This window comes from Pseudomonas sp. FW305-70 (assembly GCF_058783925.1).
Genome location: NZ_JBYSYZ010000035.1, coordinates 51,612 through 66,658, shown reverse-complemented (window position 1 = coordinate 66,658; position 15,047 = coordinate 51,612). Strand labels below are relative to the sequence as shown.

Here is a 15,047-nt window from a genome sequence, read left to right as displayed (position 1 = left end):
CGTCAACGATGACGCTGGGTGCCTGATGCCCCGCGGCGTCCTCAAGTCCATCGCGAGCAAGCTCGCTCCTACAGGGGTTCGGCTCTAGAATGGACTGACGCAACTCATAACAACGAGAGTGACCTGATGATGCAAGCGCAACTGTTGAGTCAGCGCAGCCGGGTGTTCGACCATGCCGACCCTTACGCCGTGTCGGGCTACGTCAATCAGCACGTCGGTAACCACTGCATTCTCATGCCCCGTGCCGGCAGCCCGCTGGCCAGCCTCGATCATCGCAAGTTCGCCAGCCTCGACCTGTGCCGCATCAGCTACGGTGCCAGTGTGCGCGTGACGTCCGGCGCGCTGGACAGCATTTATCACCTGCAAGTGCTGCTGCGCGGCAACTGCCTGTGGCGTGGACACGGCCAGGAGCATTACTTCGCTCCCGGCGAATTGCTGCTGATCAACCCCGACGATCCGGTGGACCTGACGTACTCGGCCGATTGCGAGAAATTCATTCTCAAGGTCCCGACCCGCTTGTTTGAATCAGTCTGCGATGAGCAGCGCTGGCGCTATCCGGAGCAGGGCGTGCGGTTTCTGGAAAACCGTTATCAGCTCAATGAACTGGAAGGTTTCGTCAACCTGTTGGCGATGATCTGCCAGGAGGCCGAATCCACCGAGCAGATCCCCAGGGTGCAGGAGCATTACACGCAGATCATCGTCAGCAAGATGCTCAGCCTGATGAAGACCAACGTCAGTCGCCTCGATCCGGGCTCGCAGACAGCCACGTTCGAAGCGATTGCCGATTACATCGCCCATAACCTCAAGCAGGACATCGACAGCGAAGCACTGGCGCGCCAGGCCCACATGAGCCTGCGTTCGCTGTATGGACTGTTCGAACGCAATGCCGGTGACACGCCGAAGAACTACATCCGCCGCAAGCGCCTCGAGTGCATCAACGCCTGCCTCAGCGACCCGACCTGCAACGTGCGCAACATCACCGAAGTGGCCATGGACTACGGCTTCCTGCACCTGGGACGGTTCTCCGACAGCTACCGCAAGCAGTTCGGCGAATTGCCGTCCGATACCCTCAAGCGTCGGTATTGAGTTCACCCGATAATTTGTGGCGAGGGAGCTTGCTCCCGCTCGGCTGCGAAGCAGTCGCAAATTCGGTGGTCGCGGTGTTTCTGGTTCACCGAAGTTGCAGGTTTTGGGGCCGCTGCGCGACCCAGCGGGAGCAATCTCCCTCGCCACAGGTTTAGCCTTTCCCATCCAATACCCCCATTGCACAAAACGGATAAAGGTCTGCACCCCGCGGATACTCCCGCCTGATCCACCGTCCTAGCATGGCCCTGCCTGAACAATAACAATGGAGGCGGTGGCCATGACCCTGCGACCCGAATATTTGCATTCCCTGCTTGAAGACGATCCCGAGCAGGGCCTCTATCGCTGCAAGCGCGAGATGTTCACCAACCCGCGTCTGTTCGATCTGGAGATGGAACACATCTTCGAAGGCAACTGGCTGTACCTGGCCCACGAAAGCCAGATCCCCAACATCAACGACTTCTACACCACGACCATGGGGCGCCAGTCGATCTTCATCGCGCGCAACAAGGACGGTGTGCTCAACGCCTTCATCAACGCCTGCAGCCACCGTGGCGCGACCCTGTGCCGGCACAAGTCCGGCAACAAGAGCTCCTACACCTGTCCTTTCCACGGCTGGACCTTCAACAACTCCGGCAAGCTGCTCAAGGTCAAGGACCCGGCCAACGCCGGTTATCCCGCGAGCTTCAACTGCGAAGGCTCCCACGACCTGACCCGCGTTGCGCGGTTCGAGTCCTATCGCGGCTTCCTGTTCGGCAGTCTCAAGGCCGATGTTGTGCCACTGGTCGAGCACCTGGGCGAGTCGGCGAAGATCATCGACATGATCGTCGACCAGTCCGCCGATGGCCTGGAAGTGCTGCGCGGCTCCTCCAGCTACATCTACGAAGGCAACTGGAAACTCACCGCCGAAAACGGCGCCGACGGCTACCACGTCAGCTCCGTGCACTGGAACTACGCGGCCACCCAGAACCAGCGCAAGCAGCGTGAAGCCGGTGACACCAACCCGACCATGAGCGCCGGCAGCTGGGCCAAGCAGGGCGGTGGTTTCTATTCCTTCGACAAGGGCCACATGCTGCTCTGGACCCGTTGGGCCAACCCCGAGGACCGCCCGCTGTACGAGCGCCGCGATGAGCTGGCGCAGGATTTCGGCAAGGCTCGCGCCGACTGGATGATCGAGAACTCGCGCAATCTGTGCCTGTACCCCAACGTGTACCTGATGGACCAATTCAGCTCGCAGATCCGTATCGCCCGGCCGATCTCGGTCAACCGCACGGAGATCACCATCTACTGCATCGCCCCCAAAGGCGAGAGCGACCACGCCCGTTCCAGCCGGATTCGTCAGTACGAGGATTTCTTCAACGTCAGCGGCATGGCCACGCCGGACGATCTGGAGGAATTCCGTTCCTGCCAGACCAGTTACCAGGGCAGCGTCACCACCTGGAACGACATGTCACGTGGCGCCGAGCACTGGATCGAAGGTGCAGACGAAGCCGCCAAAGAGATCGACCTGCACCCGCTGCTCAGTGGTGTGCGCACCGAGGACGAAGGCCTGTTCGTGCTGCAACACAAGTACTGGCAGCAGACCATGCTCAAGGCCCTGGCGGCCGAACAATCGAAACTGATCGCCGTGGAGGACGTGCAATGACGATTTCCCATGACACCGTGCGCGACTTTCTCTACCGCGAAGCGCGTTACCTCGACGACCGCCAGTGGGACGAATGGCTGGAGCTGTACGCACCGGATGCGACGTTCTGGATGCCGTCGTGGGACGACAACGACGAGTTGACCGAGGACCCGCAACGGGAAATCTCGCTGATCTGGTACGGCAACCGCACCGGCCTGGAAGACCGCGTCTTCCGCATCAAGACCGAGCGCTCCAGCGCCAGCGTGCCGGACACCCGCACCTCCCACAACATCAGCAACATCGAGCTGCTCGAACAAGCCGACGGACTGTGCAAGGTGCGCTTCAACTGGCACACCCTGAGCTTTCGCTACAAGACCGTCGACAGCTATTTCGGCAGCAGTTTCTACACCCTCGACGTGCGCGGTGAAAACCCGTTGATCAAGGCCAAGAAAGTGATCCTGAAGAACGACTACGTTCGTCAGGTCATCGATGTTTACCACTTGTGAGGCTGGCGTCATGACCCATTCCATTGCGTTCAATTTCGAAGATGGCGTCACCCGTTTCATCGACGCCAACGTGGGCGAGACCGTGGCCGATGCCGCTTACCGCCAGGGCATCAACATCCCGCTGGACTGCCGCGACGGTGCCTGCGGCACGTGCAAGTGTTTTGCCGAAGCCGGCCAGTACGATTTGGGCGAGGAGTACATCGAAGACGCCCTCAGCCCTGAAGAGGCCGCGCAGGGTTTTGTCCTGACCTGCCAGATGCGCGCCCAGAGCGATTGCGTGGTGCGTGTACCGACGTCCTCCGAGGTCTGCCGCACCCGTCAGGCCAGCTACGACGCGACCATCAGCGCTGTGCGCCAGCTGTCCGACAGCACCATCGCCCTGTCGATCAAGGGCGAAGCCCTGAGCAAACTGGCGTTCCTGCCGGGGCAGTATGTGAACCTGGGAATCCCCGGCAGCGAACAGACCCGTGCCTACTCGTTCAGCTCGTTGCAGCGCGATGGCGAAGTCAGCTTCCTGATCCGCAACGTGCCCGGCGGCTTGATGAGCAGTTTCCTCACCGGCATGGCCAAGGCCGGCGATTGCATGAGCCTGGCAGGTCCCTTGGGCAGTTTTTATCTGCGCGACATCCGCCGGCCGCTGTTGCTGCTGGCCGGTGGTACCGGGCTGGCGCCGTTCACCGCGATGCTGGAGAAGATCGCCGAGCAGGGCAGCGATCATCCGCTGCATCTGATCTACGGCGTGACCCACGATTTCGACCTGGTGGAAATCGACCGCCTCGAAGCCTTTGCCGCGCGCATCCCCAACTTCACCTTCAGCGCCTGCGTCGCCAGCCCCGAGAGCCAGCATCCGCTCAAGGGCTACGTGACCCAGCATATCGAGCCAAAGCATTTGAACGATGGCGACGTCGACGTCTACCTGTGCGGCCCGCCGCCGATGGTCGAGGCGGTCAGCCAGTTCATTGGCGAGCAAGGCATCGCGCCTGCGAACTTCTACTACGAAAAATTCGCCGCCAGCGCGGCGTGAGTCCTGCACAAATTCTCTGCCAGGTAACTACCCAATGTGGGAGCGGCGGTGCGGCGATCCGACTTGCTCGCGAAGAGGCCGGAACATTCAGCATTGATGTCGTTTGTCAGTCCGCTTTCGCGAGCAAGCCCGCTCCCACAGTTGATGGGGGGCGACCGCAGATTTTGTGTACGACACAGATCCATTGTGGGAGCGGCGGTGCGGCGATCCGACTTGCCCGCGAAGGGGCCGGAACATTCAGCATTCAGGTTGCCTGTGAGTCAGCAATCGCGAGCAAGCTCGCTCCCACAGTTGATGAGGGGTGACCGCACGACACAGATCCATTGTGGGAGCGGCGGTGCGGCGATCCGACTTGCCCGCGAAGGGGCCGGAACATTCAGCATCCAGGTTGCCTGTGAGTCGGCAATCGCGAGCAAGCTCGCTCCCACAGGATTGGGTTTCGACCGATATATCGTCATTGACCGATGAGGTACACATGAACAGATTTCACGAAAAAGTCGCGCTGATCACCGGCGCTGCCCAAGGCATCGGGCAGCGGGTGGCCGAGCGCATGGCAGCCGAAGGGGCGAAGCTGATCCTGGTGGATCGTTCCGAGCTGGTGTTCGAAGTGCAGCAACAATTGGCCGCGACCACTCAGGTGTTGGCCCTGACCGCCGACCTTGAGCAATACGACGAATGCAGCCGGGTGATGCAAACCGCCGTCGAGCGCTTCGGGCGCCTCGATGTGCTGGTCAACAACGTCGGCGGCACCATCTGGGCCAAACCGTTCGAGCACTACGAGGCATCGCAGATCGAGGCCGAGGTGCGTCGTTCGCTGTTCCCGACCCTGTGGTGTTGCCATGCCGCGCTGCCGTTCATGCTGGAGCAGGGCAGCGGGGCGATCGTCAACGTCTCTTCCATCGCCACCCGCAGCCTCAACCGCGTGCCCTACGGTGCGGCAAAGGGTGGGGTCAATGCCTTGACCGCTTGTCTGGCGTTCGAAACCGCTGGTCGTGGCGTGCGGGTCAACGCCACGGCGCCTGGCGGCACTGAAGCACCGCCGCGACGCATACCCCGCAATGGTGACGGGCAGAGCGAGCAGGAAAAACTCTGGTACCAGCAGATCGTCGACCAGACCCTCGACAGCAGTCTGATGAAACGTTACGGCACCCTGGATGAGCAGGCGGGGGCTATTCTGTTTCTGGCCAGCGACGAAGCGTCCTATATCACCGGCATGGTCATGCCCGTGGGCGGCGGCGATCAGGGCTGACGCGAGCGACGAGCAACCCCATCGGCAAACGGAGTCATGGTGATGAGTGACAAACCCACGATCGTGCTGGTCCATGGTTTCTGGGGCGGTGCCGCCCACTGGAACAAGGTCATCGTCAAATTGCTCAGCCGGGGCGACACGCACATTCGTGCCGTCGAATTGCCGCTGACTTCGCTGGCTGATGATGCCGAGCGTACGCGCAAGATGGTCGCCCAGGTGCCCGGTCCGGTGCTGCTGGTGGGGCATTCCTATGGCGGCGCGGTGATCACCGAAGCCGGCGATCAGCCGAATGTGGTCGGGCTGGTGTACATCGCCGCGTTCGCCCCGGACGCTGGTGAAAGCCCCGGCGGTATCACGCAACGGCACCTGCCTGCGGCAGCGGCCAACCTGACGCCGGACAGCGACGGTTATCTGTGGGTCAAGCCCGAGCTCTACCACGAGAGCTTCTGTCAGGACTTGCCGGCGACCGAAGGGTTGGTCATGGGCCTCACCCAGAAAGCGCCGCTGGCGAGTACCTTCGGCGATACCATTGGCACGGTGGCCTGGAAGAACAAGCCATCCTGGTATCAGATCTCGACCGCAGACCGGATGATCGCGCCACAGAACCAGCAATGGATGGCCGCGCGGCTCAACGCCCGGGAGATTCTGACCTTGAACGCCAGTCATGCGTCATTGGCGTCGATGCCCGCCGAAGTGGCGGCCTTGATCGACAGGGCTGCGACGGCGTTGGCTAAAGCCTAGGGTTGGCAAGGGAATTTCCATGGCGACGTCTGGTCGGTATTTTGGAGAAGGGCGGGTGTAAGGTAAACAAGTCAACCTGATAGCACTGCCCAGGAGGAGGTGACCATGAACGTTTCGATGCTGAACAAGATGCATATGAACGGCTATGACGTACTCAGCGTGAACAACGGCCCCTGGCGGGTATGCACCCGGAGTGACCGGCTTGGCTCGTTCAACAGTCGAGAAGAGGCACTGGCGTTTGCCGCGTCACTGCCCGGCTACAGGGCGCGTGCCGGCCGCCATCAAACAAAATGACGTCAATCTCCTGTAGGAGCGAGCTTGCTCGCGATGGACGTCAACGATGACGCGCCCTGTCTGAATGAACGCGTTGTCCGGACGTTTATCGCGAGCAAGCTCGCTCCTACAGTGTTAATAGCCACCGCCTCCACTGGGGCGGGAGGGTTCCCGGGCCTTTTGCTGCGTGTGACTCCATTGCGCGCAGGTCATGAAGCCCTTGTGGTCGACCATGCCGCGGCCATCGAAACTGACGTTGTATGCCTGCTGATGGCCTTCGTGAGTCAGTTTGTAGTCAAAGCAGGTACCGGGTTCAACGGTACGATCGGTGACCGCCAGGGGCTGGCCGCCGATTTGCCGGACTTGCTCGCGGGTCATGCCGGTGTCGACTTTCGCCACCAGCGGCTGGTCCTGATAGATCGAGTGGGTGCTGCAGCCTGTCAACGCGGTCAGTGCGACGACCAGCGTGAATAGAGGCCTGTTCATGGCAGCGCTCCCGCTATTGAGCCTTGTTGCGGCTAATGACCTTGGCTTTCACTTCCTCGGCATAGCCGGACAGTTTTTCTTCATCACCCTGAAACAAGGCACACAGTCTTTGCACGGCTTGCGCGTCGACTTCGCTGCCGAGCTGGCGCAACTGCTGTTCTATGCGCAAAAGCTCTACCGCCGACCAGCGCAAATCTGACGCAAGCCCTTGCAGATCACGCCGAAGTTGCTGTTCCGATTCGTTAAGCCACATGATGATCTCCTGAACGCTGCATTCCGCAATTTTAGACCCGTTTACCGGACCGGATGTTGTGTTCATCTGAATCAGCGGGGTTTCCTTTGGTCGGGAAAAGCGAACGGGAAAATGCGCTGTCTGCTCTAGGGGGCGTTCTCACGGCAGGACAATGTCAAATGACAGCCTGCAAGGAACTAACTGGGCGAAGTGATATCAATGACTCGCCGAATCGTCGGGATGGATGTACGGTCGACGGCAAGCTACATTTTCTCTTTTCGAATTTAAGGAAGCAGCATGCGGATGTTGATGGGGGGAGTCGCGCTGGCATTGCTGGGCGGATGTTCGTTGCCGGCCTCGCTGGTACCGGGCGAGCCGAATTTCAGCAAGCACAGCGAGAAGACGCCAAAAGAGTATGCGGCGTGCGTTTTGCCCGCCTGGCAGACGGAAGTATCGAATACGACCCAGATTTCGATTTCCAACGGCTACCGGATCACCGCACCGAGCGTGATAACGGCCGATGAAGTGCTGGATATCGTGAAACACAAGGACGGCAGCCGGGTTTCGCTGTATCAGGGGCCACCTTGGGCCAAATCCGGCGACCTGCGCAAAATAGTGCGCGACTGCCTGTAAGTGCGAGCGGGTGAAAATCGGTCACCGACTGTTTTTCGCCTGAACCTGGAAAAACCGGATGCCTGGCGTGCATCCGGTTTTTTATAGGGGTCAGTCTGAAAGGTGGGTCGCAGGAATGATCTGCTCAATGGCCTGGGCGCTGCTTTTCCTTTCCCGACGCTCGTTCATCCAACTCTCCACCTTGACGCCGAATTCTGCCGGGGCCTTACGCCCGAATTTCCTGGCAATGTCGAGGATGGTTTGCTGGGCGAGGGCCTCTTCCATGCGTTTTTGCGCAACCATCATCGCCCCATGGACCGCACACGGACCATCCAGTGCCCAGGCCGGCGGGGTGCCGTCAAACACTGCGCAACGGCCGCGGATCTCCCGACAATCGAAGATCGACTTGCGACCGTCGATGGCATTGACGATATCCAGCAGGGTGATTTCGTCGGCGGGCCGGGCCAGCTTGAAGCCTCCGCGCATGCCTTCGGTGGCAACCACCAGCTTGCCTTTGGCCAGCTTGGTGAAGATCTTCGCCAGATAGTCCAGGGGAACGCCTTGCAGTTCGGCCAGGTCGCGCACACTCGCTTCACGGGAGTCGCCACCGTTGCCAACGAGAAAAAGCAGACAGTGGATGCCGTACTCGACACCTGCGCTGTAAAGAGACATACAAATCTCCGACTTAATTAGTCGCCAATTCTAGCAGCCGGGCCTAAGCCAGGCAACGAATCGTCGCGCCCTGAAATTTTTTATTCAGCTCGAAAAATCCTTGCCATGCACGTTCTTGAGGCTTTTCTGTGAAGGCATCGACGCGTTCGATGGCAGCCATCAAAAAAAACCGGTTGCAGGATTTAACTAGGATCAATACAGTCGTAGTTGTTCGAGCGGCACAGATCGGCGGTTCTCGAAAAACACCGACCTCATGCCGGCTCCCGATGAGCGTGACTCACAACCCTTGTTTATCCCCTGGAGTTAAAGATGAAACAGCACATTCTGGTGATCGGCGCAGGTTTTGGTGGCATGTGGACCGCTTTGAGTGCCACGCGCCTGTTCGACATTCACGGCCACAACGACGTAGAAGTGACCGTGCTGGCGCCCCAGGCCGAGCTGCGTGTGCGTCCGCGCTTCTACGAACCGAACGCCCACCAACTGGCTGCGCCGATCGGCGATCTGTTCGATGCTGTAGGGGTCAGGTTCATCAAGGGCGCGGCGCAGACCATCGATGTCGAGCAAAAGCAGGTCGGCTATGTCGATGCCGCCGGTGCCCGACAGGTCTGCAGCTACGACAAACTCGTTCTGGCCACCGGCAGCGGCCTGGCTTCGCCAAACATTCCGGGCGTGGCCGAACATGCGTTCGACGTCGACCAGATCGAACAGGCCGTGCGCCTGGAAAACCACCTCAAGGCGCTGGCCAATCAGCCTGAAAGCAAGGCGCGCAACACGGTGGTGGTGGCCGGTGGCGGTTTCACCGGGATCGAAACGGCGACTGAAATGCCGACCCGCCTGCGGGCCATCCTCGGCGACCGTGCCGACATCAATGTGATCATCGTTGACCGTGGCGATAAAATCGGCGGCTCGATGGGCGAGGAAATCGCCGAATCGATCGTCGAGGCCAGTGTGGCAACCGGTGTGAAATGGCACCTGAAAGCCTCGGTCGTGTCGGTCGATGCCAACGGCGTCACCCTGTCCGACGGTGCGCGTATCGATGCCAGGACCGTGGTCTGGACCACCGGCGTTCGCGCCAGCTCCCTGACCGAACAGATCCCGGCCGAACGCGATCGCCTGGGCCGCCTGCATGTCGACGCTCACCTGAAAGTGATTGGCCAGGACGACATCTTCGCCACCGGCGACGTGGCTTACGCAGCCAGTGACGAGATCGGCAACTACGCCCTGATGACTTGCCAGCACGCGATTTCGCTGGGCCGTCATGCCGGCAACAACGTGGCGGCGCAGATCCTCGGGGTCGACCCGACGCCGTACAGCCAGCCCAAGTACGTGACCTGCCTGGACCTCGGTGCCTGGGGCGCGGTCTACACCGAGGGTTGGGACCGCCAGGTCAAGTTGATCAAGCAAGAGGCCAAGGCATTGAAGACCCAGATCAACACCCAGTGGATCTACCCACCGGCGGCAGATCGAGTCACCGCACTGGCTTCGGCGGATCCGATGATTCCTGTGGCCTGATTGATTCGAACATCGCGCCTGATTGAAGAAGTCCCGCTCGGGTTCGCCCGGGCGGGATTTTTTTACGCCTCGATTGCCTGCGTGAAATTAACCGTGTATTTTTTCATGAAATTAAAAATACAAAATTTCACGAGGCCGTATGTTTCAGCAATCAACCCGGCATGTCGCCAGTTACTACGCCCATAGCTGCGCCGATCGACTGGTCAATCGCACCGCACTGGAAGGTGAGCAAGACACCGAAGTGCTGATCATCGGGGCCGGTTTCAGTGGACTGCACACGGCGTTGCGCCTGGCGCTGGCCGGCAAGCGCGTGACCCTGCTCGAAGCCAGCCGGGTGGCCTGGGCCGCGTCCGGGCGTAATGGCGGGCAGGCGATTCTCGGCTGGTCGTGCGACATGCCACCGCTGGAAGCGGCGCTGGGATACGAGCGGGCGCGGCGATTGTGGGACGGCATGCGCTGGGCCGCGCGCGAATTGCGTGATCTGCCTGGCCGCCATGAGTTCGATTGCGACTATCGCGCCGGCCATCTCTGGACTTCGGTGATGCCGCGGCGAGTGGGGCTGCTGACCGAGTGGCAGCAGGAGGCCAGCCACAAGTGGGGTCACGACAAACTGCAATTCATCCCCCGGCAACAGCTGCCGGAATGGGTGGCCAGCGAGCGTTATCAGGCCGGCCTGTTCGACCCCGAGGGCGGGCATTTGAACCCGCTGAAACTGGCGCTGGGTCTCGCGGATGCGGTTGAGCGGGCTGGCGGCCGTATCTATGAGCAAAGCAAGGCGCTGAGTTATGGCGAGGAGGGCGAAGGCTTTGTGGTCACGACCGAACGCGGTCGTATTCGCGCCGATGTGCTGGTGCTGGCGTGTAACGCCTACCTCGATCGGCTCGACCCGCAACTGGCCAGTTGCGTGTTGCCGGTCGGCACCTATCAGGTCGCGACCGCGCCGCTCACCAAGGACCAGGCCACTGCGCTGCTGCCGAGTAACGTGTGCGTGACCGACAACCAGTTCGTGCTCGATTATTTCCGCCGCACCCCGGATAACCGCCTGCTGTTCGGCGGTGGTTGCACTTACCTGGGCGGGATGCCCAAGGACATCGCCGCGGCGACCCGGCCGTTCCTGGAGCGAGTGTTCCCGCAGCTCACGGGCGTGGCGCTGGAGTTTGCCTGGGGTGGACACATCGACCTGACCCTCAAGCGCACGCCGGATATCGGGCGGCGCGGCGATCTGTACTGGATGCAGGGCTATTCCGGGCATGGCGTGCTGCCGACACTGGCCGCGGCGCGGGCGGTGTCCGACGCGATCCTCGGTCAGCCCGACGAACTGTCCCTGTACCAGGGCCTGAACAACGGCAGTTTTCCCGGCGGCAAATACCTGGCCGCGCCGCTGGAAGCCATCGGCAAGGCCTGGTATCGACTGCGCGACAGCATTTGAAGCGACACTTTCTGGAAGCCTCAAGATGGACATGCAAGAAGAGATCTCGGCGCTGGCGATCCTGATCCAGGACCTGCGCAAGCACAAGAAGTACACCCTCAAGGAACTGGCGGACAAAATCGGCCGCTCCGTCGGTTTTCTGTCCCAGGTCGAGCGCGGCCTGTCGCGCCCGACGGTGGCGGATCTGACCGCGATCAGCGAAACCCTCGGCGTGCCGACCACCTATTTCTACAGCCTGCCCAAACCCATGGCGTTGTCCTGGGTCACCCGCCCGGACGAACGCCGCACGCTGTACTACGCCGACGGCATCACCGACATCCTCGTTTCGCCAAAAATGCGCGCGTCCTTCTCGATGCTTGAAAGCCAGCTCGAACCCGGCGCCAGCAGCGGCGACCGGCACATGAAGGACAGCTCGGAGCAGGGCGGTTATGTCCTCGAAGGGCAACTGACCCTGTGGCTCGACGACAACGAACCGGTGACCCTGCATCCCGGCGACAGCTTTCAACTGGCCAGCCATGCGCACTGCCGCTACGGCAACCTGTCCGACCAACTGACCCGCGTGCTTTGGGTTTACACCTGATAACAACAAGGAACAAGACGATGGATGCCGTGTGCTCTGAACTGCTGGCCGAAGTTCGCAACTTCCGCCACTGCAACCCCGAAGTGCGTTATGTCGACCTTATCTCCCTGGACATTCCGGGGCATTTCTACGGCAAGCGCTACCCGATCGAGATGCTGGAGAAAGTCGCTGCCGGCAGTGCACTGAAACTGCCGCAAAACTGCGTGCTGCTCGGCACCCAGGGCGGGCTGTTCAAGATTGGTGACTACTGCTTCAACGATGGCGACCCGGATGCGCTGCGGCGTTTGGTGCCTGGCACCTTGAAGCTGGTGACCTGGGAAAAGCAGCCTCTGGGCCAGATGCTGATCACCTCCGACGGCACGGAAAAACCCATCGAATTCGAACCCCGTGAAGTGCTGGCCCAAGTGCTGAACCGCCTGCACCGTAAAGGGATTTTTCCGGTGGTGGCCTTCGAGCTGGAGTTTTACCTGTTCGACAGCCGCTTGAAGGACGGCCTGCCACAGTTCCCCCGCGATGAATTGACTGGCGACGCCGATGATCAGCCGAACATGCACATCGAACGCTTGTCGCGCTTCGCCCCGGTACTCGATGAAATGGTCGAGACCGCGCGAGCCCAAGGCATCGATGCCACGGTGATTACCGCCGAACTCGGCCCGGGCCAGTTCGAAATCAACTTCGGCCATTGCGATGAAGGCCTGCGTGCCGCCGACTGGGCCGCCCTGTTCTGCCGCAGCACCCGGGGCGTGGCGCTCAAGCACAACCTGCGCGCCAGCTTCATGGCCAAACCCTACTTGCAACACCCCGGCAGCGGCATGCACGTGCACGTCAGCCTGTATGACCAGGCCGGCAACAACCTGCTGGCGGCCAACGGTCAGCGGGCGCTGCGCCATGCCGTGGCCGGTTGCCTGGAGGTGTTGCCGCACTGCATGCCGATCTTTGCCCCGAACCACAATGCAATGCGTCGCTTGAGTGGCACGGTGAACGTGGCGTCCCGCGCCAGTTGGGGCTTCGAGGATCGCGATGCGTGCTTGCGCATTCCGGAGTCGGACGTCAAGAACCTGCGCATCGAACATCGCCTGGCGGGCGCCGATGCCAACCCGTATCTGGCGCTGGCGGCGATCCTGGTGGGGTTGGAGCAGGGCCTGGAAGGGGAGCGCGAGCCGATTGCACCGCTCAACGAAGACCGCAGCAGTGGCATCGATTTCCCGTTGGAAATGCTCGAAGCGGTGCAGTCCATGCAACATCATTCAGCCGTGCGCGAAGGCTTGGGGGCGGAGTTTGTGGACGTCTATTGCGAAAACAAACGGCAGGATCATCTAGCATTTCTGCATGACATCAGCGCGCGTGAGTATCGCTGGTTCTTGTAGTCGCCCTTAGAAAACATGTGGATATATAAGGGCTTAGAGCGTTTAGTAACTGGATAGTGAATAAAAATATCTTGTTACAGGCCGAAATATTCCGTAATATCCGCGCCGCGTTCACCACCACGGTTTATGCATTTTTAAGTCCCGGGCGTCCATCAGCTGCCCGGGATTTTTTTTGCCTGATTTTTGTTGATTGCCATTGGTGGCGAGGGAGCTTGCTCCCGTTGGGCTGCGTAGCAGCCCTAAAAATCGGAATTCATACTGTCAGGCGTCAATTGGGTTCGCTTCGCGACCCTACGGGAGCAAGCTCCCTCGCCACAGATTGTGTGCGCCGCTTCATCAGCCAGTAATAACTCACCGCCGGCACCAGCAACCCGACCACCCACGCCAGATCCACCCCGTCCAGCGCCGTGGCCACCGGGCCGACGTACAGCGTGGTGTTCATGAACGGAATTTCCAGGGCGATCGCCAGCAGGAAACTGCCGCAGGCAATCCGGTTGACTCGCCCGTAGATCCCGTCCAGGTCGAAGATGTCGTCAATCCGGTACTGGCCTTTGCGCAGGCAGTAGTAGTCCACCAGATTGATCGCTGTCCACGGGATCAGGAAGTAGCTCATGAAGAAGATGAAGTTCAGGAAGAAGTTGATGAAGTCGTCCTGACTGATGGTGCACAGGGCCGTGGCCACCAGGCTGATCAGCAGCATGAACACACCGCGCACCCGCGGCGTCACCTTGAGTCGGGCGAATGGCTCGATCACGGTGATGGTCGACATGAACGCGCCGTATAGGTTGAACACGTTGATCGACACCTGGCCATAGACGATGAAGGCGAACAGCAGTACTGCGCCAGTGCCGAACAGACCGGCGACATGCCCGCCGACGTTGCTGGAAAAGTCGCCGATGCCGACGCTCAGGATCGCCCCGAGAATCATCATCCACGCACCACCGCTGACCGTGCCGGCGTAGCTGTACCAGAACACTTGCGCAGTCGGTGTGTGGCTCGGCAGGTAGCGCGAGTAGTCGGCGACATAAGGCGCGTAGGACAGTTGCCAGGTCACGGCGATGCTCACCGCCACCAGGAACTTCGACAACGAGAAACCGGTCGGCAGCCATTGTTCGGCCGGGATCGGCAACTGCAAGGCGAGCACCGTGGCGGCCACGAACACCACCAGCGACAGGATCGACAGCAGCTTCTGCAAACGGTGAATCAACCGATAGCCATAGAGGGCGACGACAAAGCACAACGCGCCGATCAGGTAGATGTTGCCGGACATCGGCAGCGGGCTGACGGACTCCAGCGCCTGGGCCGCGAGCAAGGTGTTGCTGACGAAAAAACCCAGGTAAATCAGCATCACGAACAGCAGCGGCAACACCGCCCCCAGCACGCCGAATTGCGCCCGGCTCTGGATCATCTGTGGAATGCCCAGCTTCGGTCCCTGGGCCGAGTGGGAGGCCATGAAAATCGCCCCCAGCAACGAGCCGACAATGATCGCCAGCGCACTCCAGAACAGGTTGAGCCCCATCACCACCGGCAACACGCCGGAGGCGATGGTGGTGATGTTCATGTTGGCGCCGAACCAGATATAGAACAGCGAACCCGGTTTGCCGTGGCGTTCGGTGTCGGGGATGAAATCGATGCTTCTTTTTTCGACTTGCATGGC

The 15,047-nt window shown here is 60.7% G+C and carries 16 protein-coding genes; 12 read left to right on the top strand and 4 right to left on the bottom strand.

Annotated features, from left to right (window positions below):
• Positions 1–126 precede the first annotated feature (126 nt).
• The 7 genes from AC3WN7_RS22125 to AC3WN7_RS22095 all read left to right on the top strand — a co-directional run bounded on the left by AC3WN7_RS22125 (position 127) and on the right by AC3WN7_RS22095 (position 6,521).
• Positions 127–1,086: an AraC family transcriptional regulator gene (locus tag AC3WN7_RS22125; RefSeq protein WP_095967690.1), complete on the top strand. Its 960-nt coding sequence runs from the start codon at positions 127–129 to the stop codon at positions 1,084–1,086.
• Between the two features lie 277 nt (positions 1,087–1,363).
• Positions 1,364–2,728, top strand: a complete 1,365-nt coding sequence (gene benA, locus AC3WN7_RS22120) for a benzoate 1,2-dioxygenase large subunit (protein WP_102674917.1) — start codon at positions 1,364–1,366, stop codon at positions 2,726–2,728.
• A complete protein-coding gene (gene benB, locus AC3WN7_RS22115; protein WP_095967691.1) occupies positions 2,725–3,213 on the top strand; it encodes a benzoate 1,2-dioxygenase small subunit in 489 nt (162 codons plus the stop codon). The genes benA and benB overlap by 4 nt, the downstream gene beginning before the upstream one ends.
• A 10-nt stretch (positions 3,214–3,223) precedes the next feature.
• Positions 3,224–4,237, top strand: a complete 1,014-nt coding sequence (gene benC / locus AC3WN7_RS22110) for a benzoate 1,2-dioxygenase electron transfer component BenC (RefSeq protein ID WP_102674877.1) — start codon at positions 3,224–3,226, stop codon at positions 4,235–4,237.
• Positions 4,238–4,712: 475 nt separating this feature from the next.
• Positions 4,713–5,486 carry a 1,6-dihydroxycyclohexa-2,4-diene-1-carboxylate dehydrogenase gene (locus tag AC3WN7_RS22105; RefSeq protein ID WP_095967692.1) on the top strand — a complete coding sequence of 258 codons (774 nt, stop codon included), beginning with the start codon at positions 4,713–4,715 and terminating at the stop codon, positions 5,484–5,486.
• A 42-nt stretch (positions 5,487–5,528) separates the two neighbouring features.
• Positions 5,529–6,227, top strand: a complete 699-nt coding sequence (locus tag AC3WN7_RS22100; RefSeq protein ID WP_102674879.1) for an alpha/beta hydrolase — start codon at positions 5,529–5,531, stop codon at positions 6,225–6,227.
• Positions 6,228–6,332: 105 nt separating this feature from the next.
• Positions 6,333–6,521, top strand: a complete 189-nt coding sequence (locus AC3WN7_RS22095; RefSeq protein WP_095967694.1) for an SPOR domain-containing protein — start codon at positions 6,333–6,335, stop codon at positions 6,519–6,521.
• A gap of 114 nt (positions 6,522–6,635) precedes the next feature.
• On the opposite strand, the gene osmE is transcribed toward AC3WN7_RS22095, so the two are convergent.
• Both osmE and AC3WN7_RS22085 read right to left on the bottom strand, forming a co-directional pair.
• Positions 6,636–6,986 (bottom strand): osmotically-inducible lipoprotein OsmE, encoded by a 351-nt coding sequence (gene osmE / locus AC3WN7_RS22090; protein WP_095967695.1) that lies wholly within the window; start codon positions 6,984–6,986, stop codon positions 6,636–6,638.
• A gap of 13 nt (positions 6,987–6,999) precedes the next feature.
• Positions 7,000–7,239, bottom strand: a complete 240-nt coding sequence (locus tag AC3WN7_RS22085) for a hypothetical protein (protein ID WP_095967696.1) — start codon at positions 7,237–7,239, stop codon at positions 7,000–7,002.
• Positions 7,240–7,515: 276 nt separating this feature from the next.
• Here AC3WN7_RS22085 and AC3WN7_RS22080 point away from each other — a divergent pair, with 276 nt between their 5' ends.
• Complete coding sequence (locus tag AC3WN7_RS22080) at positions 7,516–7,851, top strand: hypothetical protein (protein WP_095967697.1); 336 nt, start codon at positions 7,516–7,518, stop codon at positions 7,849–7,851.
• Positions 7,852–7,941: 90 nt separating this feature from the next.
• On the opposite strand, the gene AC3WN7_RS22075 is transcribed toward AC3WN7_RS22080, so the two are convergent.
• Positions 7,942–8,502, bottom strand: a complete 561-nt coding sequence (locus tag AC3WN7_RS22075; RefSeq protein ID WP_102674880.1) for an RrF2 family transcriptional regulator — start codon at positions 8,500–8,502, stop codon at positions 7,942–7,944.
• Between the two features lie 309 nt (positions 8,503–8,811).
• Between AC3WN7_RS22075 and AC3WN7_RS22070 the strand changes: the two genes are divergently transcribed.
• The 4 genes from AC3WN7_RS22070 to AC3WN7_RS22055 all read left to right on the top strand — a co-directional run bounded on the left by AC3WN7_RS22070 (position 8,812) and on the right by AC3WN7_RS22055 (position 13,390).
• The gene (locus AC3WN7_RS22070) at positions 8,812–10,014 is read left to right on the top strand and encodes an NAD(P)/FAD-dependent oxidoreductase (protein ID WP_102674881.1); all 1,203 of its coding nucleotides are present in this window, start codon (positions 8,812–8,814) and stop codon (positions 10,012–10,014) included.
• Between the two features lie 139 nt (positions 10,015–10,153).
• On the top strand, positions 10,154–11,443 hold the full coding sequence (locus AC3WN7_RS22065; RefSeq protein ID WP_102674882.1) for an NAD(P)/FAD-dependent oxidoreductase: 1,290 nt from the start codon (positions 10,154–10,156) through the stop codon (positions 11,441–11,443).
• Positions 11,444–11,468: 25 nt separating this feature from the next.
• A complete protein-coding gene (locus tag AC3WN7_RS22060; protein ID WP_007976194.1) occupies positions 11,469–12,023 on the top strand; it encodes a helix-turn-helix domain-containing protein in 555 nt (184 codons plus the stop codon).
• A gap of 20 nt (positions 12,024–12,043) precedes the next feature.
• The gene (locus AC3WN7_RS22055; RefSeq protein WP_102674883.1) at positions 12,044–13,390 is read left to right on the top strand and encodes a glutamine synthetase family protein; all 1,347 of its coding nucleotides are present in this window, start codon (positions 12,044–12,046) and stop codon (positions 13,388–13,390) included.
• Positions 13,391–13,658: 268 nt separating this feature from the next.
• Here AC3WN7_RS22055 and AC3WN7_RS22050 read toward each other — a convergent pair whose 3' ends face one another.
• On the bottom strand, positions 13,659–15,044 hold the full coding sequence (locus tag AC3WN7_RS22050; protein WP_102674884.1) for a purine-cytosine permease family protein: 1,386 nt from the start codon (positions 15,042–15,044) through the stop codon (positions 13,659–13,661).
• Positions 15,045–15,047 lie beyond the last annotated feature (3 nt).

Excerpts from the sequence above, each read along its gene's own strand:
- AC3WN7_RS22125 (WP_095967690.1), top strand. The coding sequence starts at position 127 with ATGATGCAAGCGCAACTGTTGAGTCAGCGCAGCCGGGTGTTCGACCAT.
- benA (WP_102674917.1), top strand. The coding sequence starts at position 1,364 with ATGACCCTGCGACCCGAATATTTGCATTCCCTGCTTGAAGACGATCCC.
- benB (WP_095967691.1), top strand. The coding sequence starts at position 2,725 with ATGACGATTTCCCATGACACCGTGCGCGACTTTCTCTACCGCGAAGCG.
- benC (WP_102674877.1), top strand. The coding sequence starts at position 3,224 with ATGACCCATTCCATTGCGTTCAATTTCGAAGATGGCGTCACCCGTTTC.
- AC3WN7_RS22105 (WP_095967692.1), top strand. The coding sequence starts at position 4,713 with ATGAACAGATTTCACGAAAAAGTCGCGCTGATCACCGGCGCTGCCCAA.
- AC3WN7_RS22100 (WP_102674879.1), top strand. The coding sequence starts at position 5,529 with ATGAGTGACAAACCCACGATCGTGCTGGTCCATGGTTTCTGGGGCGGT.
- AC3WN7_RS22095 (WP_095967694.1), top strand. The coding sequence starts at position 6,333 with ATGAACGTTTCGATGCTGAACAAGATGCATATGAACGGCTATGACGTA.
- osmE (WP_095967695.1), bottom strand. The coding sequence starts at position 6,986 with ATGAACAGGCCTCTATTCACGCTGGTCGTCGCACTGACCGCGTTGACA.
- AC3WN7_RS22085 (WP_095967696.1), bottom strand. The coding sequence starts at position 7,239 with ATGTGGCTTAACGAATCGGAACAGCAACTTCGGCGTGATCTGCAAGGG.
- AC3WN7_RS22080 (WP_095967697.1), top strand. The coding sequence starts at position 7,516 with ATGCGGATGTTGATGGGGGGAGTCGCGCTGGCATTGCTGGGCGGATGT.
- AC3WN7_RS22075 (WP_102674880.1), bottom strand. The coding sequence starts at position 8,502 with ATGTCTCTTTACAGCGCAGGTGTCGAGTACGGCATCCACTGTCTGCTT.
- AC3WN7_RS22070 (WP_102674881.1), top strand. The coding sequence starts at position 8,812 with ATGAAACAGCACATTCTGGTGATCGGCGCAGGTTTTGGTGGCATGTGG.
- AC3WN7_RS22065 (WP_102674882.1), top strand. The coding sequence starts at position 10,154 with ATGTTTCAGCAATCAACCCGGCATGTCGCCAGTTACTACGCCCATAGC.
- AC3WN7_RS22060 (WP_007976194.1), top strand. The coding sequence starts at position 11,469 with ATGGACATGCAAGAAGAGATCTCGGCGCTGGCGATCCTGATCCAGGAC.
- AC3WN7_RS22055 (WP_102674883.1), top strand. The coding sequence starts at position 12,044 with ATGGATGCCGTGTGCTCTGAACTGCTGGCCGAAGTTCGCAACTTCCGC.
- AC3WN7_RS22050 (WP_102674884.1), bottom strand. The coding sequence starts at position 15,044 with ATGCAAGTCGAAAAAAGAAGCATCGATTTCATCCCCGACACCGAACGC.